Here is a 20,706-nt window from a genome sequence, read left to right on the forward strand (position 1 = left end):
ATGGTGCAGGGCACCCCACCTCGCCCCCGGGGCGTGTGGGTGCCGCACATGGCAGCTCAACGAGAAGCGCTAGGGGGCCGCCGGGCCGACCAGCCGGCACACCGTCTCGATGTCCGTGCGCACCTGCTCGATCGACGCCCGGCCGGCGAGCCAGGTGATCAGCGCGGAGTGCCAGGTGTACTCGATCACCCGCACGGCGGAGAGCTGTCCCGGCGTCGGGTGGCCGGTGCCCATCGCGTCCAGGATGATCGCCGTCGTGAGCCGTGACACCGCGTCGACCTCGCTGCTCGCGCTCCGGTCCGCGAAGGTCAGCGCGCGCACCATGGCGTCCGCCAGTTGCGGTTCGCGCCGCATCGCCCGGAACGCCCGCATGAGCGTCTCGGCGACCCGGGACCCCGCGTCGTCCCCGGCCGGGGGATGCTCGCGGAGGGCGGTGCGCAGATGCTGGAGGCGGTCGCGCAGGGTGGCGACGAGGAGGTGGATCTTGGACGGGAAGTACCGGTACAGGGTGCCGAGGGCGACCTCGGCCGCCTCCGCCACCTCGCGCATCTGCACGGCCTCGAAGCCGCCCCGGCCGGCCAGCTCGGCGGTGGCCCGCAGGATGCGGCGGCGGCGGGCCTCCTGGCGCTCCGTCAGGGGCGGCGATGCCGGTCTGGCTTCCGCTGTCATGTGTCCCGTCCCGTGGCCAGGGTGTGTGCCGTGGCGTGAATCACCTGATCCGGCCGTTGCACCGTCGCTACCTGCCGGTAGATTCGTAGCTCATTGAACTACCCAGTCTGAAACTTGTTCTAGATTAGCGCCAGCGGTTACGCTCCGGCGAACACGCAGTGAGAAGGGGGCCGAGTGTGACCGCTGAGGCCGTTGAGTCGGGCCCCCGTACGGGCGTCGCCGCACCGGGCACGGGCCCCGGCGACGGACCCCTGCGCATCGCGCTCCTCACCTACAAGGGCAACCCCTTCTGCGGCGGCCAGGGCGTCTACGTACGCCACCTCGCCCGCGAACTCGCCCGCCTGGGCCACCGCGTCGAGGTCATCGGCGCCCAGCCCTACCCGGTCCTCGACGAGGGCGTCCCGCTCACCGAGCTGCCCAGCCTCGACCTGTACCGGCAGCCCGACCCGTTCCGCACCCCGAGCCGAGGCGAGTACCGGGACTGGATCGACGCAGCCGAGGTCGCCACCATGTGGACCGGCGGCTTCCCCGAACCGCTCACCTTCAGCCTGCGGGCCCGGCGCCACCTCGCCGCCCGGCGCGGCGAGTTCGACGTCATCCACGACAACCAGACCCTCGGCTACGGGCTCCTCGCCGACCTCGGCGCGCCCCTGGTCACCACGATCCACCACCCCATCACCGTCGACCGGCAGCTCGACCTGGACGCCGCGACGAGCCGGCGCCGCCGGGCCTCCGTGCGCCGCTGGTACGGGTTCACCCGCATGCAGAAGCGGGTCGCGCGCCGGCTGCCGTCCGTGCTCACCGTCTCCGGCTCCTCCAAGCAGGAGATCGTGGACCACCTCGGCGTCGACGCGCGCCGCGTCCAGGTCGTGCACATCGGCGCCGACACCGATCTGTGGTCGCCCGACCCCTCGGTCCCCGAGGTCCCGGGCCGCATCGTCACCACGTCGAGCGCCGACGTCCCGCTCAAGGGCCTCGTCCACCTCGTGGAAGCCCTCGCCAAGCTCCGTACCGGCAACCCCGCCGCCCACCTCGTCGTCGTCGGCAAGCGTGCCGAGGACGGGCCGGTCGCCCGGGCCATCGAGCGGCACGGGCTCGCGGACGCCGTCGAGTTCGTCAAGGGCATCAGCGACACCGAGCTGGTCGACCTGGTGCGCGGCGCCCAGATCGCCTGCGTCCCCTCGCTGTACGAGGGCTTCTCGCTGCCCGCCGCCGAGGCCATGGCCACCGGCACCCCGCTCGTCGCGACGACCGGCGGCGCCATCCCGGAGGTCGCCGGACCCGACGGGGAGACCTGCCTCGCGGTCGCGCCCGGCGACCCGGGGGCCCTCGCCGACGCGCTCGGCCGGCTGCTCGGCGACGCGGAGCTGCGCGCCCGCCTCGGAGCCGCGGGACGTGAGCGGGTGCTCGCCCGGTTCACCTGGAAGCAGGCCGCCATCGGCACCGCCGAGCTCTATCGGCAGGCCATCGCCGCCCGCGCCGCCACCGGCCCCGGCGGCCGGCGGTGACCCCGGCCCTTCTGCCGGGCCCCTGACCCCGTTCCCCCCTCCCGACCCCCGACCGCGAAAGCAGGCACTCGTGCTGACCGTGGACTTCACCCGCTTCCCGCTCGCCGCCGGCGACCGCGTGCTCGACCTCGGGTGCGGCGCCGGACGCCACGCCTTCGAGTGCTACCGGCGCGGCGCCCAGGTGGTGGCCCTCGACCAGAACGGCGAGGAGATCCGCGAGGTCGCGAAGTGGTTCGCCGCGATGAAGGAGGCCGGGGAGGCCCCCGAGGGCGCCACCGCCACCGCGATGGAGGGCGACGCGCTCAACCTGCCCTTCCCCGACGAGTCCTTCGACGTCGTGATCATCTCCGAGGTCATGGAGCACATCCCCGACGACAAGGGCGTCCTCGCCGAGATGGTCCGCGTGCTGCGGCCCGGCGGCCGGATCGCCGTCACCGTCCCGCGCTACGGCCCCGAGAAGGTCTGCTGGACGCTCTCCGACGCCTACCACGAGGTCGAGGGCGGCCACATCCGCATCTACAAGGCCGACGAACTGCTCGGCAAGATGCGCGGCGCCGGTCTCAAGCCGTACGGCACCCACCACGCGCACGCGCTGCACTCCCCGTACTGGTGGCTGAAGTGCGCGTTCGGCGTCGACAACGACAAGGCGCTGCCGGTGAAGGCGTACCACAAGCTCCTGGTCTGGGACATCATGAAGAAGCCCGCCCTGACCCGGGTCGCCGAGCAGCTGCTCAACCCGGTCGTCGGCAAGAGCTTCGTGGCGTACGCGACCAAGCCGCACCTGCCCCTCGCCGCCGCGGCCGCCGAGGCCGAGGCGTGAGCCTTCCGGAGCGGACCGAACACCTCGTCCTGCCCGGAGTCCTCACCGCCGCGCAGGCCGCCGAGACCGTCGCCGCGGTGCGCGCCGTGCAGCGCCCGGACGGCGCCATCCCGTGGTTCCGCGGCCACCACCTCGACCCGTGGGACCACACCGAGGCCGCCATGGCCCTGGACGCGGCCGGCGAGCACGCCGCCGCGGAACGCGCGTACGAGTGGCTGGCCCGGCACCAGAACGCCGACGGCTCCTGGTACGCCGCCTACCACGACGGCGACGCCGAGCAGCCGACCGACCGCGGCCGGGAGACCAACTTCTGCGCCTATGTGGCCGTCGGCGTCTGGCACCACTACCTCGCCACCGGCGACGACGCCTTCGTGGACCGCATGTGGCCCACCGTCTACGCGGCCGTCGAATTCGTCCTGCGGCTCCAGCAGCCCGGCGGCCAGATCGGCTGGAAGCGGGAGGACGACGGCACACCGGTCACCGACGCGCTGCTCACCGGCTCGTCCTCGGTCCACCAGGCCCTGCGCTGCGCCCTCGCCATCGCCGAACGCCGCGAGGAGCCCCAGCCCGACTGGGAGCTGGCGACCGGGGCCCTGGGGCACGCGATCCGCAGCCACCCGGAGCGCTTCCTCGACAAGAACCGGTACTCGATGGACTGGTACTACCCGGTCCTCGGCGGGGCCGTCACCGGCGCGGCGGCCAAGGAGCGCATCGAGGAGGGCTGGGACCGCTTCGTCGTCCCCGGCCTCGGGGTGCGCTGCGTGCTCCCCAACCCGTGGGTGACCGGCGGCGAGAGCTGCGAACTGGCCCTGGCCCTGTGGGTGATGGGCGAGTCCGACCGGGCGCTCGACATCCTCCAGTCGGTCCAGCACCTGCGGGCCGAGGGCGGCATGTACTGGACGGGTTACGTCTTCGAGGGGAACCGCGCCTTCTGGCCCGAGGAGCACACCTCCTGGACGGCCGGTTCGCTGCTCTTGGCGGTGGCCGCGCTCGGGGGGGACGAGGCGACCACCGCCGTGTTCGGCGGGGACAGGCTCCCGAAGGGGCTGGAGCCGGACTGCTGCGGCTGAAGGTGTGCGTCAGCGCCGGACGCGGCCCGCGATGGCGTGCCCGATGAACAGGTACACCAGGGCGGCGAGGCCGTAGCCGGCGACGACGTTGGCCCACGTCTTGTCGAACGTGAACAGGTCGTACGACCAGCCCGCGAGCCACCTGGCGGCGTCCCGCACGAACTCGACCAGCTCGTTGCCGCGGTTCGCGTCGAGCAGGTACATCAGGATCCACAGGCCGATGATGAAGGCCATGACGTCCGCCACGAGGGCGATGACACGTGCTGCGGTGAAGCCGTTGCCTCTGCTGTAGGACATGGTCTCCGCTTTGCCGCTCCGGCGCGGCCGAAACCCGTCGGCCGGACTCGTACGGCCGCGCAGCGGTGGCGGGTTGCCCGGGACGCGGCGAGCCTGGCGGGGAGTGCCGGTCCCCGGCACCCGATCCGCCCGGCCAGGGAGGTCCGCCGTGCCCCGACCCGTACCGCTCCGCCGCCTGCTCCTCGCGCTGCTGCTGGCCTGCACCGTGCTGGCGGGCACCACCGCGTGCGGCGGCGACGACAAGAACAGTGGTACGAGCAGCTCGGCATCGCCCACCGGCACCTCGTCGGCCGAGGCGCAGAAGTGGGCCAAGACCAGGTTCGTCGCCAACGCGGGGCTCGCCGCGGGAGCCACGTACCAGTGGATCGTGAAGCCGTACCGGGCCGGGAAGTTCAAGAAGGGCGCCGACGGGCGCACCTTCGCCCTCGTCAAGGCCGGGCTCGCGGGCGGTTTCGCCTACAACCGGCTGAAGGCCGCCACCGAGAACGCCAAGGGGGACCCGCTGCTGTCGAAGGCCGTCGCCCCGCTCACCGCGGGCATCGCCTCGCTCAAGGGCCTCGGCACCAAGCTCCGCAAGGGCGAGGCGGGAGCCGGTGACATCGGCATGTTCGAGGACGTCATCAGCGGCATCAAGGACGCCGGGAAGAGCGCGGGCGCCGAGGTGAAGGACAAGGTCCCGTCCACCTCGCAGCTGGGCGGATAACCGCGTGTGGCGGCTGCGGCCGTCGCACTAGGGTGCGGGGCATGGCTCTTCTTGCGCATGAACGGTACTGCGATGAAATCGTCCGGCTGACCGGGGAGTTGAGGGCGGCGATCCGGGGAGCCGACCTCGGCGCCACCGTGCCGACCTGCCCCGACTGGACCCTGCGCGAACTCGCCGAGCACGTCGGCCGCGCCCACCGCTGGGCCGGCGAGATCGTCCGCACCCGGGCCGCCGAGGCGGTGCCGGACGAGAAGGTGCCGGACAACAGCCCGGCGGGCGACGACCCCGCCGCGCTCGACGCCTGGCTCGCCGAGGGCGCCGCCGGCACCGCCGACGCGCTGCGGGAGGCCGGGCCCGACGCCGAGGTGTGGTCCTGGTCCTGGGACCGCAGCGCGGGCTTCTGGGCCCGCCGCATGGCCCTGGAGACCGTCGTCCACCTCGCCGACGCGGCCCTCGCCGCGCGGGTCCCGTACACGATGAAGCCGGAGCTGGCGGCGGACACCATCGAGGAATGGCTCCAGATCGTCCGCTTCGCCCAGGGTGATGGCGACCGCGAGGTCGCCCAGCTGCTCGGGGACGGACGCTCCCTGCACCTGCACGCCACCGACGCGCCCGGTGCCGAGTGGCTGATCGAGCTCGGCGCGGACGGCGTCACCTGGAGCCGTGAGCACGGCAAGGCGGATGTGGCGCTGCGCGGGCCGCTCACCGACCTGATGCTCGTCTTCAACCGCCGCCTCGCCCCGGGCAGCGACCGGGTCGAGGTGCTGGGCGACGCCGGACTGCTGGACTTCTGGCTGGCGCGCACCTCCTTCGGCTGAGCGGGAAGCGCCCGGCCGGTGTGCGGGCCCGGCCGGGCTGGGCCAAGCTGGACGGGCGGCCGCCAACCGTCCCGTCCCGCGAGGAGGTGCCGATGGACCCCGTCCGGGCCCTGGAGCGGACCGCCTTCCTGCTGGAGCGCGGCAGGGCGGTCACCTACCGTGTCCAGGCCTTCCGCACCGCCGCGCGCACCGTCGCCGCGATGGACGACGGCGAGGCGGAGCGGCGCGCGGCCGACGGCTCGCTGGAGCGGGTCAAGGGCATCGGCCCCCGCACCGCCCAGGTGATCCGCGAGGCGCTGGCCGGGGAGACCCCCGGCTACCTGGAGCGGCTTGAATCCGAGGGTGCCGGGCCCCTCGCGGAGGGCGGCGAGCACCTGCTGTCCCTGCTGCGCGGCGACTGCCATACGCACTCCGACTGGTCGGACGGCGGCAGCCCCATCGAGGAGATGGGCCGCGCGGCGGCGGAGCTGGGCCACGACTGGACGGTCCTCACCGACCACTCGCCCCGGCTCACGGTTGCCAACGGCCTCTCGCCGGAGCGGCTGCGCAGGCAGCTCGCCGAAGTGGCCGAACTCAACGAGCGCTGGGCGCCGTTCAGGCTGCTCACCGGCATCGAGTGCGACATCAACCTCGACGGCTCCCTCGACCAGGAGGAGGACCTGCTCGACCAGGTCGACCTGGTCGTGGTGTCCGTCCACTCCAAACTCCGCATGGACGCCGCCCCGATGACCCGGCGCATGGTCGCCGCCGTCCGCCATCCCCAGGCGAACGTCCTCGGCCACTGCACCGGGCGCCTCGTCACCGGACGGGGCCGCCCCGAGTCGTCGTTCGACGCCGACGAGGTCTTCGCCGCCTGCGCGGAGGCGGGCACCGCCGTCGAGATCAACAGCCGGCCCGAACGGCTCGACCCGCCCCGCGGGCTACTGCGCCGGGCCGTGGCGGCGGGCACCCTGTTCGCCGTCGACACCGACGCGCACGCACCCGGGCAGCTGGACTGGCAGGCGTACGGCTGCGCCCGCGCCGAGGAGTGCGGGGTCCCGCCGGAGCGCGTGGTCACCACCTGGACGGCCGACGAGCTGCTGCGCTGGACCCGGAAGGGCAAGGTCCCCAAGAGGGCGGCCGGTTGAGCCCCGGCGCACGGCAGCGGCCCCCCGCCCGGAAGGGGCGGGGGGCCGCGTGACGGAGCGGGTGCGGGGCCTCAGCCGCGCTGGATACCCGTGGTGTCCTGGAGGACGCCGCGACGGCCGTCCTGCGTCTGGGCGATCAGCGCCGAACCGCGCTGCTCGACCGCGAGGTACCAGGTGCCCGGCGCCAGTTCGGCGATCGGGGCCTGCGAACCGTCCTCGTTGTACAGCTGCCGCGCCACCGGCACCGCGAACCAGAACGGGGTGAAGTCACCGGCGCCGCCACCGGCCGCCGGCGCCGCAGGAGCCTGCTGCGCCTCGGGCTGACCCGGGTGGCCCGGCTGCTGCGCACCGTACGGCTGCGGCTGGCCCGGCTGCTGACCGCCGAAGGCCGGCTGCGGACCGCCCGGGTAGCCGTAGCCCTGGCCGGGCTGGCCACCGTACGGCGGCTGCACGGCCTGCGGGTTCGGGGCACCGGCGAGCGGGGCCTTGAGGGCCGGGACCAGCGGCGAGGCGACCGCGCCACCGGCCAGCGCCAGGGAGGCGATGAAGCCGAGGATCAGGCCGGCGCCCGCGTCGATCTGGCCCAGGTCGATGATCGTCCAGAACAGGTTCCACGCGGTGAACACCGTGGCGGCGACACCGAACTGGCCGAGGTCGAGACCCACGACCTTGCGCGGCTGGGGCTGGGAACGGGAGAGCACGATCAGCGCTGCGCCGATCACTCCGACCATGTAGACGCCGATGCCGTTGCCCAGCATGTCCCAGGAGTTGGGGGCGTCGGCGGCGGCGTTTCCGTAGTCGTAGTAGTCCAGGAACGAGGCGATGAACAGCACGACCGCTGCTCCGATCACCACGCCGTCGCCTCGAGTGAGGGAGCGGATATTCACGTGAAGGTCCTTAGTCGATCGTCTCGTCGGGGCGGTCGTCGCTGCCGCCGGATACACGGCGGGCACGGCTTGAAGCTCGGGAACGGCTCCCCATCGTAGGGATGAATCTATCGTCTGGCCCGGCGGGTTGTGTTCCTGCCCGGTTGGTGCGGGAACATCCTCCCGAATTCATCGCAGAATCACCCCTTGACTACCCCTTGAGGTAGCTGCTGATGCCGTCCGCGATGCCCTGGGCCGCCTTCTGGCGCCAACCCGGGCTGGTGAGCAGGGCGGCATCCTTGGGATCACGCATATTGCCGCATTCGATGAAGACTTTGGGCACGGTCGACAAATTCAGTCCGCCGAGATCCTTGCGCACGTCCAAACCCGTTTTGCCGCCCACATAATTGGAAGGGGAACTTCCGGTACTGCGTACGAACAGTCCGGCGATACGGATGCCGAGATCGCGTGAAGGCTCAACAATCTTCGAGGTGTCCGCGCCCCCGCCGCGCACGAGTGCGGGAAGGATCACATGGAAACCCCGGTTTCCCACGGCAGATCCGTCCGCGTGCACCGAGACCACCGCGTCCGCGTGTGCCTCGTTGCCGATCCGCGCCCGCTCGTCCACGCACGGCCCGAACTCCCGGTCCCCGTCGTACGTCAGGAGCACCGTCGCACCCTGCGCCCGCAGCAGGTCCCGCAGCCGGTGCGCCACGTCGAGGGTGAACTCCGCCTCCGCGTAACCCCCGTTGGTGGCGGTCCCGGTGGTGTCGCACTCCTTGTGACCGGTGCCGATGTCGACCTGGCGGTTGATCGCGGCGGTGTGCAGGTGGTTGCGCGGGTTGTGCCCGGGGTCGATGACCACGGTCTTCCCGGACAGCGGCCCGTCGGGAGGCTCGGAGGGGGACTTCGCCGGCGGCTTCACCGGGGACTTCGACGGCGACGGGGCGGCCTTCGTGGGCGCCGGTGACGGCGAAGCCGGGGCGGCCGGGCCGGTGGCCGCACCGCCGCTCGGGCCGGCCTGGGCCTGCGCGGTGCCGCCTCCGTCGCCGCAGCCGGCCAGGCCCAGGCACAGCAGGGCAGCGGCGGCGGCGAGCCGGAGCGGGCGGCGCGGGGTGGGGGGAAGGCTCTCGTGGTGACGCACCCGGCGATGCTACCGGCCGCCCCTTGCCCTGTCCGGGGCGTCCGCGGACCGGCCGGGAACACCCCGTAAACGGGTCTTTACGGTCAGATGCCCGGTCCGGTGCGGCGCAGCACGCGCAGCGAGTCCGTGACGGAGACCTCCGTGAAGGCGCCCGACTCCAGCGCCCGCAGGTACACCCGGTACGGGGCCTGGCCGCCGTGCGCCGGGTCCGGGAACACGTCGTGGATCACCAGCAGCCCGCCCTCGGCGACATGCGGGGCCCAGCCCTCGTAGTCGCCGTTCGCGTGCTCGTCGGTGTGGCCGCCGTCGATGAAGACGAAGCCCAGCGGGCCGCCCCACACCGCCGCCACCTGCGGCGAGCGCCCCACGAGCGCCACCACATGGTCCTCCAGGCCCGCCGCGTGCAGCGTCCTGCGGAAGGTGGGCAGGGTGTCCATCCGGCCGACCTCCGGGTCCACCACGGTCGGGTCGTGGTACTCCCAGCCGGGCTGCTGCTCCTCGCTGCCCCGGTGGTGGTCGACGGTGAGCGCGGTGACACCGGCCGCCCGCGCCGCGTCGGCGATCAGGATCGTGGAGCGCCCGCAGTAGGTGCCGACCTCCAGCAGCGGCAGGCCGAGCGTGGCGGCCTCGGTGGCGGCGTCGTACAGCGCGAGCCCCTCGACCACCGGCATGAAGCCCTTGGCGGCCTGGAAGGCGGCGAGAATCTCCGGCTTGGGCTCGGCGGTCACGGCGTTCCTCCTGGTGGGACGGGTAGGGCGCCATCGTGCCGTACGCCCCCGCCGAAGGTACCGGCGGGGGCGTACGGAGGGGCGCCTGGCGTGGCTCGGGTCAGCAGCTCTGCCAGAGGCGGGTCATGACGCGGACGCCGAAGCGCAGGCCCTCCAGCGGGACGCGCTCGTCCACGCCGTGGAACAGGCGGCCGTAGTCCAGGTCGTGCGGCAGCTTGAGGCCCTTGAAGCCGAAGCAGCGGATGCCCAGGTGCGTGAACGCCTTGGCGTCGGTGCCGCCGGGGTTGCAGTACGGCACCGGGTGGCCGTCCGGGTCCTCGGCGCGGACCGCCGCGCACATGGCGTCGACCAGCGGTCCGTCGAACGTGGTCTCCATGGCGATGTCGTGGTTGACCCACTCCCGGCTCACCGAGGGCAGCAGCAGCCGGTCGATCGTGTCGATCAGCTCCTGCTCGTGGCCCGGCAGGAAGCGCCCGTCCACGCGGGCGGTGGCCTTCCCCGGGATCACGTTGGTCTGGTAGCCGGCGCTGAACATCGTCGGGTTCGCCGAGTTGCGCAGCACCACCTGCATGAAGTCGGCGACCGGGCCGAGGCGGGCCAGGCTGCCCTCGATGTCGTCCTCGTCGAACGCGACGCCGTAGAGCCGGGCGGCCTCTTCGAGGAGCGCGCGGACCGGCTCGATGAGGCGGATCGGGAAGGTCTCGCGGCCGATCCGGGTCAGCGACTCCGCGAGGTCGGTGACCGCGTTCTCGTCGTTGGGGGATGAGCCGTGGCCGGCCCGGCCGGTGGCGGTGAGCTCCATCCAGGCCATGCCGCGCTGGGCGTTCTCGATGGGGTACAGCCGCCGGGTGTCGTCGATGGCGAAGGAGAACCCGCCGCCCTCGCCGATCGCCTCGGTGACCCCGGCGAACAGTTCCGGGCGGTGCTCGACCAGCCAGTGCGCGCCGAACTTGCCGCCCGCCTCCTCGTCCGCGAGGAAGGCCAGGACCAGGTCGCGCGAGGGAGCCGTGCCGGTGCGGGCGAAGTGCCGGGCGGTGGCCAGCATCACCGCGACGGTGTCCTTCATGTCGATCGCGCCCCGGCCCCAGAGGTAGCCGTCGCGGATCTCGCCGGAGAAGGGCGGCACCTGCCACTCGGAGGCATCCGCCGGGACCACGTCCAGGTGGCCGTGGACCAGCAGGGCGCCGCGCTCCGGGTCGCGGCCGGCGATCCGGGCGATGACGCTGGCGCGGCCGGGCGCGGACTCGACCAGCTCGGAGCCGATGCCCACCTCGGCCAGCCGGGCCACGACCCACTCGGCGCTCGCGCGCTCGGTGCTCGTCGGGTTGGAGGTGTCGAACCTGATCAGCTCGGCGCAGAGGGCGATGACCTCGTCCTGGGCCTCGTCGGAGGCCGGGACCGGGGCGGTGTCGGGTGCGGTGCTCATGCTGCTCCCACAGGGGTGGTGGTGCGGGCGGCCGGGGCCGGGCCGTCCTGCTCGTCGGCGAGGACGGAGGTGCCGTAGGGCTTGATCCAGCCCAGCAGGCCCAGGGCGCTGTACAGGACGAAGGCCGTGGCCAGCGAGTTCAGGGCCGGGATGCCGCCGTCGTAGAACTTGCCGACGCAGAACGCGGCGATCCAGATCGCGATCGACATCGGCACCCAGGTCGGCGAGTGCGCCGGCAGGGTCTGGGCCTCCCGGGTCTCGTCCAGCGGCTTGCGCATCCGCTTCACGACCCAGTACTCGGCCACGATGATGCCGCCGATCGGCGGGATGGCGACGCCGAGGATCGTCAGGAACTCGGTGAAGTGGCTCATGATCCCGACGGCCGACAGGACCGTGCCCGCGATGCCCAGGACGATGGTGACCGCGCCGCGGTGGACGCGCTTGTTGAAGACGACCTGGAAGAAGTTGACGACGCCGAGCGAGGAGCCGTACAGGTTCCAGTCGTTGATCTTCGCCGTGGACATCAGGACGACGAGCACTCCGAAGGCGCCGGAGGTGGAGAGCACGATGTGCGAGACCTCGCTGCTCTTCACCAGGTGGCCCAGGAGCACACCGGTCAGGCCGACGATGTACTCGGAGAGGATCATGGACGAGGCGCTCTGCAGGAAGACGTGCGAGCCCTTTCGGTTGTAGCGGGTCATCTCCGGGGAGACGATCGCGCCCGTCATATAGCCGCCCGCGATGGCGGTGGCGGCGACGGCCAGCGGGATGGTGTCGCCCGGCGGCGGCGAGTGGACCAGATCGCTGAACGAGTGGTCGTTCAGGGTCCGGATCACGGAGAAGGCGACCATGGCGAAGAACAGCGGCGTGACGACCTTCGCGAAGTTCGCCATGTACTTGAAGCCGAAGATCACCAGAGCCGTGATGGCGATGCCCGCGAGCACGCACCACATCCAGGACGGACCGCCGACCAGCGCCGAGACGCTGTCGCCGAAGATCTTGTTCTGGACGCCGAACCAGCCGACCAGGCTGACCGCGATCACAAAGCTGACCAGCGCCGAGCCGTTGCGCCCGAAGCCGACCCAGCGGGTCAGCATCGGCGTCGCCAGGCCCTCGCGCATCCCGGCCAGGCCGATCGCGAAGATCACCACCTCCAGGATCACCGCGCCCAGCGTGAACGCGAGGAACGCGTCGCCGAAGGTCATCCCGACGCCGATGGTGGCACCGAGCGTGAACTGCGAGATCGAACCGGACTGGGCCAGCCACTGGAGGAGCATCGACCAGAAGCCGAACCGCTTGTCGCGCGGGACGCGCGAGAGCGCGTAGTCGTCGCTGCCGATGCTCTTGGGCGCGGGCGCCACGGCACCGGGCTGCGGGGCGGCTGCCATCAGGACTCCTGGGGTGTACGGCCGAAGGTCTGCAGGTGGGTCAGCGAGCCGTAGCGGCTGACGAGGTTGTCGAACTCCACCGCGTCGTGGAAGTCCAGCCGGCCGTCGCCGTACGCCTTGGCGACCTCGACGGCATAGCGGGCGGCGGACGCGATGTCGCTCTCGTGACTCGCGCCCGTCCCGCAGCCCGGCACCGCCGCGGCCGAGGTGATGGCGAGGCCGATCACGGGGGCCGCCGTCGCGGTGGAGGGCTGGAGGATCGAATTGATGTGGTGTGCCCCATTACCGTACGGGGTGATGTCCTGGGTGGTCACGGGGTACGTGACCAACGGCTCACCGGTCACCACAGCCAGCAGCTCCCCAAGCTGCTCGTTGACGCGGAGCACCCAGCCCTCCTTGACGGTGGGCGACAGGGCGAGGCCCTTGTGGTTGATGATGCGGTTGCCCTTGGTGGTGTCGATGGAGAGCACGGCCTCCATCTCGCCGGTCACCTCGTGACGGTTCATCGTGGCGATGTCCACCGGCGAGCCCATGAACGGCACCGGATCGTGCGGCTCGGTCGGGGCGTCCGGGCAGATGTGGGTGGCGATGATCACGTCACCGGGCAGCACATCGCCCCGGCGGCGCATGTCGAGCAGCTTGGCGGCGGCGGCCAGCGCCGAGATCGCGCCGTCGGCGTCGGAGACCAGACCGGTCACCTCGGGCCGGGCGCCGATCCCGCCGAGCCGGCCGACGACGCCCAGGGTGCGGGCGTCGCCCCCAGCCGTACGGCCCCGGGAGCCGGGGATGCGGACCGACACGAAGTCCGTCGAGCCCCGCTCACCGGCGACCGTGGTGACCTGTGCGGACGAGCCTTCGGCCCCCGCCGCGGCGTCCAGGTACTCGACGGCCGTCTTGCCATTGGCCTGGGGGTCGTCGAGCAGCTCGACGAGGTCCAGTACGTACTTCAACATGGGGGGCCTTTCTCGCGCATCCGTCACACCCGTCCGGAACCGGCCAGGGAGCCGCGGCTCCGGACGGGGTGCTGAGAGCAGATTCGGGATCGGATAGCGTTGAGCGCAATGATTTCCCGTTATCTGCAATTCACGTCTGAATGGTGAGATGGCCATGGCGGAGTTCGAACTCGACCGGCGCACCCCCGCCGGAGCCCTCCAGACCGTCGACCGCGCGCTGCTCGTGCTGCTCGCGTTCGAGCGGACCCGGCCCGACTGGGGTGTGACCGAAGTCGCGGCCGAGTTCGGCTGGGACACCTCCGTCGCCCAGCGGCTCCTCGCCACCCTCGCGGGGCGCGGCTTCCTGGTCTCCGACCCCGCCACCCGGCGCTACCGCATCGGCCCCGCCGTGCTGCGCCTCGGCCGGCTCTGGGAGCGCTCGGGATCACTGGAGCTGCTGGCCGGACCGGTCCTGGAGGAACTGCGCCGGGTCACCGGCGACACCGTGCTCTTCTGCCTGCCCGACAGCTTCCACATGCGCTGTGTGGCCGCCGAGGAGGGCGAGGCGGGGCCGCTGCGCTACTACCCGCTGGTCGGCGAGCTCTACCCGGCGCACGCCGGCGCGACCAGCAAGTCCTTCTACGCCTACCTGCCCGACGAGCAGCGCCACCGGCTCTTCCGGGGCCGCCCGATGGCCCGCTTCACCGACCGCACCGTCACCGACCCGGACGTGCTGGAGCAGCAGCTCCTCAAGGTCCGGGCCCAGGGGTACGCCTGGACCGTCGGCGAGTACGACACCGGCATCGCGACCCTCGCCGTCCCCGTCTTCCTGGGCCGCGAACCGTACGGGAGCCTCAGCCTCGGCGGCGCCGAGGAACGGTTCGAGGGCGCGCCGGAGAACCGCCTCGACGCGCTCCGGCACGCCGCCGCCCTCCTGGAGAAGCGCCTCACCCACCCACCGCAGCGCCCGAAGCCCCGCGCCCGCCGCACCCCGTCCGCCTGATCCGAAGCACGACCTGCTCCGAAACACCCCCGAGAGGAACCCCGTGCACCTGCTCCTGCTCTCCAACTCCACCCAGTACGGCCGCGGCTACCTGGAACACGCCCTGGACACGGTCACCGGCTTCCTGCCCGCCGGCGCCCGCCTGGCCTTCGTGCCGTACGCGCTCGCCGACCACGACACGTACACCGCGCGCGTCCGCAGCGCCCTGGAACCGGCCGGGATCACCGTGCGAGGCGTCCACGAGCACGCCGAGCCGGCCGCCGCGCTGAAGGACGCCGACGCCGTGTTCATCGGCGGCGGCAACTCCTTCCGGCTGCTCAGCGCGCTCTACCGGACCGGGCTGCGCGAGGCCGTCGTGGACGCCGTGCGCGCCGGGCTGCCGTACATGGGCGCCAGCGCCGGCACCAACATGGCGGCGCCCACCCTGCGGACCACCAACGACATGCCCATCGTGCAGCCGCCGTCCTTCGAGACCCTGGGCCTCGTGCCGTTCCAGATCAACCCGCACTACCTGGACCCGGACCCCGCCAGCACCCACAAGGGCGAGACCCGCGAGGAACGGCTCACCGAATTCCTGGAGGAGAACGACGTCCCGGTCCTCGGCCTGCGCGAGGGCTCCTGGCTCCGCGTCGAGGACGAGGCGGCCCACGTCGAGGGGGCCCGCCCCGCCCGCCTGTTCACGCGGGGCGCCGGGCCCCGGGAGCTGGCGGCCGGGACGGACGTGTCCCACCTGCTCAGGACGGAACCGCGGTTCGACGCTCCGGCGCGCTGACACCCCCCAGCACGAGGTCGGTGACCGCGGGGCCGCCCTGCGCCGGGCAGGCGCGCGGCGCGTGCCCCGTGGCCGACGCCGCCAGGACGAACGTGCCGGCCTCCGGGGCCGCCAGCGCCCAGCGGCCCAGCGCGTCCGTGGTGGTCAGCCCCGCCTGCCGGCCCTGCCGGTCGATCAGGGTCACATTGGCCCCGGCGACCGGAGCCCCTTGCGCGTCCAGGACCCGGCCGCGGAAGCCCCCGGGGCCCGGCAGGGGGAGCGGTTCGGTGTTTTCAGCGGCGCGCCGGGCCGCCTCGTCGCCCTCGCTGCTCGCCAGCAGGACCGGCGCGGTGGCCGTGCGCCGGGACGGCAGGAACGAGGCCAGGACGAGACCGGCGACCACGGCGCCCGTCGCGATGAGGAACGAGATCCGGAAGCCCTTCATCGTGGGCACCGCGACCGGGCCCATCCGGGTCGAGGTGTGGGCCAGGACCATGCCGATCACCGCGCTGGACACCGAGGTGCCGATGGAGCGCATCAGGGTGTTGAGGCCGTTCGCGGCACCGGTCTCCGAGGCGTCGACGGCGCCGATGATCAGGGCGGGCAGCGAGGAGTAGGCGAGCCCGATGCCCGCGCCGAGGAGGACGGCGATGATCACGGTCTGCCAGGCGGCGCTCATCAGGCCGAGCCCGGCCCCGTAACCGATGGCGATGACCAGCATGCCGAGGATCAGCGAGACCTTCGGGCCCCTGCGGGCCGAGATCCGCGCGTACAGCGGGGCGACGAACATCATCGTCAGGCCCAGCGGGGCCACGCAGAGCCCGGCGACCACCATCGACTGGCCGAGGCCGTAACCGGTGGACGCGGGCAGCTGGAGCAGCTGGGGGAGGACCAGCGAGACGGCGTAGAACGCGACGCCGACCATGATCGAGGTCAGGTTGGTGAGCAGCACCTCGCGGCGGGCCGTGGTCCGCAGATCGACCAGCGGCGCGTCGCTGCGCAGCTCGAACAGGCCCCACAGCACCAGCACGACGAGCGAGGCCGCGATCAGCCCGAGCGTGGTGGGCGAGGACCAGCCCCAGTCACTGCCCTTGGTGATCGGCAGCAGCAGGAGCACCAGACCGAGCGAGAGACCGAGCGCCCCGACGACGTCGAACCGGCCGGGGGCGCGCAGCGTGGTCTCGGGCACCGCGAACACGGTGAGCGCCATGGCCAGCACGCCGAGCCCGGCCGAGCCGAAGAAGAGGGCGTGCCAGTCGGTGTGCTGGGCGACGAGCGCGGCGGCCGGCAGCGCGAGTCCGCCGCCCACCCCGATCGACGAACTCATCAGCGCCATCGCCGAACCGAGCTTCTCGCGCGGCAGCTCGTCGCGCATGATGCCGATCCCCAGCGGGATCGCGCCCATCGCGAAGCCCTGGAGGGCGCGGCCCACGATCATGACGACGAGGTCGTCGGTGAAGGCGCATATCAGGGAGCCGACCACCATCACGGCGAGGCTGGCCAGCAGCATCCCGCGCTTGCCGTACAGGTCTCCGAGCCGCCCCATGATCGGGGTGGCGACGGCCCCGGCGAGCAGGGTGGCGGTCATCACCCAGGTCGCGTTGGAGGGGGCGGTGTGCAGAAGGGCGGGCAGATCCTTGATGACGGGGACGAGCAGGGTCTGCATCACGGCGACGGTGATACCCGCGAAGGCGAGCACGGGGACGATCCCCCGGCCCGCCTTCGCGCGCGGATCAGGAAGCTCCGCGGTGGGCTGTTCGTGCGTCGTCTGTGGCATGCGTGCGGCCTCCGGGCGGCGGTGAGAAGCGGGGTGTACGAACGGTTGCGGTCGGTGCTGCGGGCAGCACCGACCGCCAAGTCTGTGCAGGGTGAACCTTCCTCGGCTACGGCGTATTCCGGGGCGCGGGGTGCGCGTGCCGCGCGGCTGCGCGCGGGGCGTACGGAGGCACCGCCTCGGGCGGGTGCCTCGCGGGCCGGGGACGGGCCGCGGGCACGTGCGGAGCCGACTCGACGCCGTGCCGCGCCGGGCGCCGGCCGCGCGCCGGTGGTCCGGCCCGCGTTCCTGCCGGCTCGTCTCCCGCGCCACCGGCCGGAACGCCTCACTTCCGTGCGTACAGCGTCACCCGACGCCCCCGTACCCGCTCGTCCTCGATCACGGTGAAGTAGTCCTTCAGGACGGCCGCCTTCACCTTCTCCCGCCGCCCGTTCTCCGGACGCGCCGCCCCCGGCGCGTCCGTGACCAGCAGTATCCGGCGCTGGGCGAGCATCGCGTCCCTTATCCGGGCCGGTGCCGCCTCCACCCCGTTCAGGGTCCCGGACGCGCGCGGGCTCCGGGCCAGCGCTATGTCCCGCAGACCGGTGAACGCCTCGGGCGAGACCAGCCTCGCGTCGCGCCGGGCACCGGGCAGGAACACCACGGCGGTGCCCGGCTCCTTCATCCGGCGCACGTCCGCCGTCATGGCCAGCACGTCGTCCACCCGGCTCGACGGCGACCGCTTGGCCAGCGACTGCGGCAGCAGCGCCGCCACCGCGCAGGCCAGCAGCACGGGCACCAGCCACCGCGACGCCGCCGGGAACCGGGGCGCCACCGCCCGTACCGCAGCCCCCAGCAACGAGCCGATGAGCAGCGCCAGGCCGAGCAGGCTGAAGAGGATGTAGCGGTCCAGGAAGAGCGGCTTGTACAGCGAGGCGGCGGCCAGACCGAGCTGGGGGACCGCCAGCAGCGGCAGCCCCACCGACGCCATCGAGAGCCGGCGCCCGCCCGGCCGGTCCACCAGGGCCCCGAGCCCGCCGACCGCCAAAAGCACCGCGGGGCCGATCATCATGTGCCAGGTCAACGGCGGTATCCAGGACACCTGCTTGGACTGGCCCGAGGTGAACAGGATCAGCGGCAGCGCCCCCGCCACGGCAGCCCCCGAGGCCGCCGTCCAGCGCGCCCACACCCGGCGCCCGGCCCCGCTCCACGCCAGCGTCGCCGCGTGCGCGGGCAGGATCAGCAGCGAGAACCAGTTCAGCAGCGCGCAGACCAGCACCGTCGCCGCGTACGCCGCCCAGCGCCCCCACCGGTCGCGCCCGCCGAGCAGCGTCACGAGGAGCAGCGTCGACACCCCGGCGCCCGCCGCGACCAGCGCGTACGGGCGGCCCTCCTGGAAGTAGAACTGCACCGCCGGCAGCAGGCAGAGCGCCATCCCGCCGCCCAGGCCCGCCCATCTCCCGGCCAGCCGCTCGCCGATGACCGTCACACAGCCCGCCGCCACCGCCATGGCCAGCACGGAGGGCAGCCGCAGGGTCGCGGCCGTCGGCCCGAACCAGTCGAACAGGCCGTGCATCAGCAGGTAGTAGAGCCCGTGGACCGCGTCCACGTTGGCCAGCATGGCCCGTATGTCGGCGGCGGACCGCAGCGCCACCTGCCAGGTCGCCGCCTCGTCCCGCCACAGGCTGTCCTGCCGGGAGAGCCCCCAGAGCCCGAGGCCCAGGGTCCAGAGCGGAGGTATGAGCCAGAGCGGGAGGCGCCGGGGCGCGGATATTCGAGAAGGCATGGCGGGCGGGCTTTCCGGGCGTGACGGAGCGCGGACGCGGTCAGAGCCAGCCCTGCTGCCGGGCCGCGCGGACCGCCTCCATGCGGTTGCGGGTGCCCGTCTTGCCGATCGCCGACGAAAGGTAATTGCGGACCGTTGATTCTGACAGATGCAGTTTCGCGGAGATGTCGGCGACCGTCGCCCCGTCCGCCGACGCGAGCAGCGCGTCCCGCTCCCGCGCGGTGAGCGGACTCGGCCCCGAGCTGAGCGCGGCGGCGGCCAGCGCCGGATCGACCACCGTCTCCCCGCCGAGCACCCGGCGGATCGCCTCGGCCAGGTCCTCGACCGGGCCGTCCTTCACCAGGAAGCCCGCCGCCCCCGCCTCCATCGCCCGGCGCAGATAACCGGGCCGGCCGAACGTGGTGAGGATCAGGACCCGGCAGTCCGGGACCTCCTCGCGCAGGTCGGCCGCCGCGTCCAGGCCGCTGCGCCCCGGCAACTCGATGTCCAGCAGCGCCACATCCGGCCGGGACGCCAGCGCGGCCGCCACGATCTCGTCGCCGGCGCCGACCTGGGCCACCACCTCGATGTCCGGTTCGAGCCCGAGCAGCAGGGCGAGCGCGCCGCGCATCATCCCCTGGTCCTCGGCGAGCAGGACACGGACGGACTTGGCCGGGGGGTGCTCCTGAGGCATCTCGTTCACCGGCCCAGGGTAGGCGAGCAGTCCGGATCGTCCCCGGCTCCGGGCGTCGGCGCCGCGTCGGCGTCGCCGATGCCCTCGCCGCCCGCGTCCACCGGGAGCTCGGCGGTCACCACGAATCCGCCGTCCGGGCCGGGGCCCGCCACCAGGGAGCCGCCCGCCGCCGCGAGCCGTTCGGTGAGCCCCTTCAGACCGGTGCCGCCGATGCCCGGGGTGGGCGCGGGGCCCTCGGGCCTGCCCCGGCCGTCGTCGGTCACCGTGAGCCGGACCTTCTCGCCGGTCCCGCTGACCTCGAACACGCAGCGCGTCGCCGTGGAGTGCCGCACCACGTTGGTGACGGCCTCCCGCACCACCCAGCCCAGCAGCGCCTCGGTCTGCGGGGAGAGCGGCGGCCCGGAGCGCCGGACGACCGGTTCGACCGAGGCGGCGGTCAGCGCGGACCTGGCCCGGTCCAGCTCGGTCGCGAGGCTGCCCTCGCGGTAACCGGTGACGGCCTCGCGGATCTCGGTGAGCGCCTGGCGGCCGACGGACTCGATGTCGGCGACCTGGGACAGCGCCGCGTCCACGTCGCGCGGCGCGAGCCGGCGCGCGGCCTCCGACTTCACCACGATGACGGAGAGCGTGTGGCCCAGCAGGTCGTGCAGATCGCGCGAGAACCGCAGCCGCTCCCGCTCGACGGCGGCCCGGGCCAGCTCCTGCCGGGTGGCCCGCAGCTCCGTCACGGTCTCCGCGAGCCGGAGGATCGCCGAGGTCACGGCCCCGGAGATGAACGTCCCGTACCCCAGCGTCCACGGCGGCGATGCGCTGTCGTCGCGCCAGACCGCGACCGCGCACGCGGCGATGGCGAGCCCGAGGAGTCCGGCCGCCAGCCAACGGTGGCGCAGGACCGTGCCGGCGGCCAGCGAGAGCAGCGGGAAGAACAGCAGCCAGCTGCCCCCGTAACCGATGGCCAGGGCGAAGGTGACCGCCGCCAGCGCGCCCAGCAGGACGTACGTCACCGGGCTCTCGCGCTTCTCCTTGGTGAAGCCCCGGAACACCACGGAGATGTAGAGCGAGTTGAAGGCCAGCAGCCCGGCGCCGGCGATCCACGGGGTGGGGGTCTCGCCCTGGAAGAGGTTGGAGAAGGCGCCAAGGCCCATCAGTAGCCAGGGCAGCAGTGCGTACGGCGACGGCGGTCCCGGCCTGCGGTTCTCCTTCCGCATCCGGCGGCGCTCCTTGAACGATGGTCGTCCGGTCCC

Annotated in this window: 20 protein-coding genes; 8 read left to right on the forward strand and 12 right to left on the reverse strand. The window is 72.9% G+C overall.

Translation table 11 applies throughout. The features are described from left to right. Positions 1 to 69: 69 nt before the first annotated feature. Complete coding sequence (locus ACIQZN_RS11620) at positions 70 to 669, reverse strand: TetR family transcriptional regulator (protein ID WP_403990969.1); 600 nt, start codon at positions 667 to 669, stop codon at positions 70 to 72. Between the two features lie 176 nt (positions 670 to 845). Here ACIQZN_RS11620 and ACIQZN_RS11625 point away from each other — a divergent pair, with 176 nt between their 5' ends. The 3 genes from ACIQZN_RS11625 (at position 846) to ACIQZN_RS11635 (ending at position 4,067) form a co-directional block, all read left to right on the forward strand. Then, complete coding sequence (locus tag ACIQZN_RS11625) at positions 846 to 2,177, forward strand: glycosyltransferase family 4 protein (RefSeq protein WP_403990972.1); 1,332 nt, start codon at positions 846 to 848, stop codon at positions 2,175 to 2,177. Positions 2,178 to 2,247: 70 nt separating this feature from the next. Next, positions 2,248 to 2,997 (forward strand): class I SAM-dependent methyltransferase, encoded by a 750-nt coding sequence (locus tag ACIQZN_RS11630; protein WP_403990976.1) that lies wholly within the window; start codon positions 2,248 to 2,250, stop codon positions 2,995 to 2,997. Next, positions 2,994 to 4,067: a prenyltransferase gene (locus ACIQZN_RS11635; RefSeq protein WP_403990979.1), complete on the forward strand. Its 1,074-nt coding sequence runs from the start codon at positions 2,994 to 2,996 to the stop codon at positions 4,065 to 4,067. The genes ACIQZN_RS11630 and ACIQZN_RS11635 overlap by 4 nt, the downstream gene beginning before the upstream one ends. A gap of 9 nt (positions 4,068 to 4,076) precedes the next feature. Here the strand turns inward: ACIQZN_RS11635 and ACIQZN_RS11640 are convergent, their stop codons facing one another. Continuing rightward, positions 4,077 to 4,364, reverse strand: a complete 288-nt coding sequence (locus ACIQZN_RS11640; protein ID WP_403990981.1) for a hypothetical protein — start codon at positions 4,362 to 4,364, stop codon at positions 4,077 to 4,079. Between the two features lie 148 nt (positions 4,365 to 4,512). Between ACIQZN_RS11640 and ACIQZN_RS11645 the strand changes: the two genes are divergently transcribed. The 3 genes from ACIQZN_RS11645 (at position 4,513) to ACIQZN_RS11655 (ending at position 7,012) form a co-directional block, all read left to right on the forward strand. Next, a complete protein-coding gene (locus ACIQZN_RS11645; RefSeq protein WP_403990984.1) occupies positions 4,513 to 5,067 on the forward strand; it encodes a hypothetical protein in 555 nt (184 codons plus the stop codon). A gap of 41 nt (positions 5,068 to 5,108) precedes the next feature. Then, a complete protein-coding gene (locus ACIQZN_RS11650) occupies positions 5,109 to 5,885 on the forward strand; it encodes a maleylpyruvate isomerase family mycothiol-dependent enzyme (RefSeq protein WP_403990987.1) in 777 nt (258 codons plus the stop codon). 92 nt (positions 5,886 to 5,977) lie between these two features. Beyond that, positions 5,978 to 7,012 (forward strand): PHP domain-containing protein, encoded by a 1,035-nt coding sequence (locus ACIQZN_RS11655; RefSeq protein ID WP_403990990.1) that lies wholly within the window; start codon positions 5,978 to 5,980, stop codon positions 7,010 to 7,012. 71 nt (positions 7,013 to 7,083) lie between these two features. Here ACIQZN_RS11655 and ACIQZN_RS11660 read toward each other — a convergent pair whose 3' ends face one another. From ACIQZN_RS11660 to ACIQZN_RS11685, 6 genes are all read right to left on the reverse strand, one after another. Then, a complete protein-coding gene (locus ACIQZN_RS11660) occupies positions 7,084 to 7,866 on the reverse strand; it encodes a hypothetical protein (RefSeq protein ID WP_403991650.1) in 783 nt (260 codons plus the stop codon). A gap of 223 nt (positions 7,867 to 8,089) precedes the next feature. Beyond that, positions 8,090 to 9,022: an N-acetylmuramoyl-L-alanine amidase gene (locus ACIQZN_RS11665; RefSeq protein ID WP_403990993.1), complete on the reverse strand. Its 933-nt coding sequence runs from the start codon at positions 9,020 to 9,022 to the stop codon at positions 8,090 to 8,092. Between the two features lie 83 nt (positions 9,023 to 9,105). Next, a complete protein-coding gene (locus tag ACIQZN_RS11670; protein WP_403990996.1) occupies positions 9,106 to 9,750 on the reverse strand; it encodes a class I SAM-dependent methyltransferase in 645 nt (214 codons plus the stop codon). Between the two features lie 100 nt (positions 9,751 to 9,850). Beyond that, positions 9,851 to 11,176, reverse strand: a complete 1,326-nt coding sequence (locus tag ACIQZN_RS11675) for a M20/M25/M40 family metallo-hydrolase (RefSeq protein WP_403990999.1) — start codon at positions 11,174 to 11,176, stop codon at positions 9,851 to 9,853. Next, positions 11,173 to 12,564, reverse strand: a complete 1,392-nt coding sequence (locus tag ACIQZN_RS11680) for a cytosine permease (RefSeq protein ID WP_403991002.1) — start codon at positions 12,562 to 12,564, stop codon at positions 11,173 to 11,175. The genes ACIQZN_RS11675 and ACIQZN_RS11680 overlap by 4 nt, the downstream gene beginning before the upstream one ends. Then, on the reverse strand, positions 12,564 to 13,517 hold the full coding sequence (locus tag ACIQZN_RS11685) for a DUF1177 domain-containing protein (RefSeq protein WP_073863382.1): 954 nt from the start codon (positions 13,515 to 13,517) through the stop codon (positions 12,564 to 12,566). The genes ACIQZN_RS11680 and ACIQZN_RS11685 overlap by 1 nt, the downstream gene beginning before the upstream one ends. Before the next feature lie 148 nt (positions 13,518 to 13,665). On the opposite strand from ACIQZN_RS11685, the gene ACIQZN_RS11690 reads away from it, so the two are divergent. Together ACIQZN_RS11690 and pepE are read left to right on the forward strand one after the other, a co-directional pair. Then, positions 13,666 to 14,499 carry an IclR family transcriptional regulator gene (locus ACIQZN_RS11690; RefSeq protein WP_403991005.1) on the forward strand — a complete coding sequence of 278 codons (834 nt, stop codon included), beginning with the start codon at positions 13,666 to 13,668 and terminating at the stop codon, positions 14,497 to 14,499. A gap of 43 nt (positions 14,500 to 14,542) precedes the next feature. Then, positions 14,543 to 15,271, forward strand: coding sequence for a dipeptidase PepE (pepE, locus tag ACIQZN_RS11695; protein WP_403991008.1), 729 nt, complete (start codon positions 14,543 to 14,545; stop codon positions 15,269 to 15,271). On the opposite strand, the gene ACIQZN_RS11700 is transcribed toward pepE, so the two are convergent. The 4 genes from ACIQZN_RS11700 to ACIQZN_RS11715 all read right to left on the reverse strand — a co-directional run bounded on the left by ACIQZN_RS11700 (position 15,234) and on the right by ACIQZN_RS11715 (position 20,670). After that, a complete protein-coding gene (locus ACIQZN_RS11700) occupies positions 15,234 to 17,027 on the reverse strand; it encodes an MFS transporter (protein ID WP_403991011.1) in 1,794 nt (597 codons plus the stop codon). The genes pepE and ACIQZN_RS11700 overlap by 38 nt on opposite strands. Positions 17,028 to 17,349: 322 nt before the next feature. Further along, on the reverse strand, positions 17,350 to 18,789 hold the full coding sequence (locus ACIQZN_RS11705; protein ID WP_403991015.1) for a hypothetical protein: 1,440 nt from the start codon (positions 18,787 to 18,789) through the stop codon (positions 17,350 to 17,352). A 40-nt stretch (positions 18,790 to 18,829) separates the two neighbouring features. After that, a complete protein-coding gene (locus tag ACIQZN_RS11710) occupies positions 18,830 to 19,462 on the reverse strand; it encodes a response regulator (RefSeq protein WP_403991602.1) in 633 nt (210 codons plus the stop codon). A 5-nt stretch (positions 19,463 to 19,467) separates the two neighbouring features. After that, the gene (locus ACIQZN_RS11715; RefSeq protein ID WP_403991017.1) at positions 19,468 to 20,670 is read right to left on the reverse strand and encodes a histidine kinase; all 1,203 of its coding nucleotides are present in this window, start codon (positions 20,668 to 20,670) and stop codon (positions 19,468 to 19,470) included. Positions 20,671 to 20,706 lie beyond the last annotated feature (36 nt).

The organism is Streptomyces sp. NPDC097595 (genome assembly GCF_044761525.1).
Taxonomy (GTDB): Bacteria; Actinomycetota; Actinomycetes; order Streptomycetales; family Streptomycetaceae; genus Streptomyces; species Streptomyces drozdowiczii_A.

Excerpts from the sequence above, each read along its gene's own strand:
- ACIQZN_RS11620 (WP_403990969.1), bottom strand. The coding sequence starts at position 669 with ATGACAGCGGAAGCCAGACCGGCATCGCCGCCCCTGACGGAGCGCCAG.
- ACIQZN_RS11640 (WP_403990981.1), bottom strand. The coding sequence starts at position 4,364 with ATGTCCTACAGCAGAGGCAACGGCTTCACCGCAGCACGTGTCATCGCC.
- ACIQZN_RS11650 (WP_403990987.1), top strand. The coding sequence starts at position 5,109 with ATGGCTCTTCTTGCGCATGAACGGTACTGCGATGAAATCGTCCGGCTG.
- ACIQZN_RS11655 (WP_403990990.1), top strand. The coding sequence starts at position 5,978 with ATGGACCCCGTCCGGGCCCTGGAGCGGACCGCCTTCCTGCTGGAGCGC.
- ACIQZN_RS11675 (WP_403990999.1), bottom strand. The coding sequence starts at position 11,176 with ATGAGCACCGCACCCGACACCGCCCCGGTCCCGGCCTCCGACGAGGCC.
- ACIQZN_RS11680 (WP_403991002.1), bottom strand. The coding sequence starts at position 12,564 with ATGGCAGCCGCCCCGCAGCCCGGTGCCGTGGCGCCCGCGCCCAAGAGC.
- ACIQZN_RS11685 (WP_073863382.1), bottom strand. The coding sequence starts at position 13,517 with ATGTTGAAGTACGTACTGGACCTCGTCGAGCTGCTCGACGACCCCCAG.
- ACIQZN_RS11690 (WP_403991005.1), top strand. The coding sequence starts at position 13,666 with ATGGCCATGGCGGAGTTCGAACTCGACCGGCGCACCCCCGCCGGAGCC.
- ACIQZN_RS11700 (WP_403991011.1), bottom strand. The coding sequence starts at position 17,027 with ATGCCACAGACGACGCACGAACAGCCCACCGCGGAGCTTCCTGATCCG.
- ACIQZN_RS11705 (WP_403991015.1), bottom strand. The coding sequence starts at position 18,789 with ATGCCTTCTCGAATATCCGCGCCCCGGCGCCTCCCGCTCTGGCTCATA.
- ACIQZN_RS11710 (WP_403991602.1), bottom strand. The coding sequence starts at position 19,462 with ATGCCTCAGGAGCACCCCCCGGCCAAGTCCGTCCGTGTCCTGCTCGCC.
- ACIQZN_RS11715 (WP_403991017.1), bottom strand. The coding sequence starts at position 20,670 with ATGCGGAAGGAGAACCGCAGGCCGGGACCGCCGTCGCCGTACGCACTG.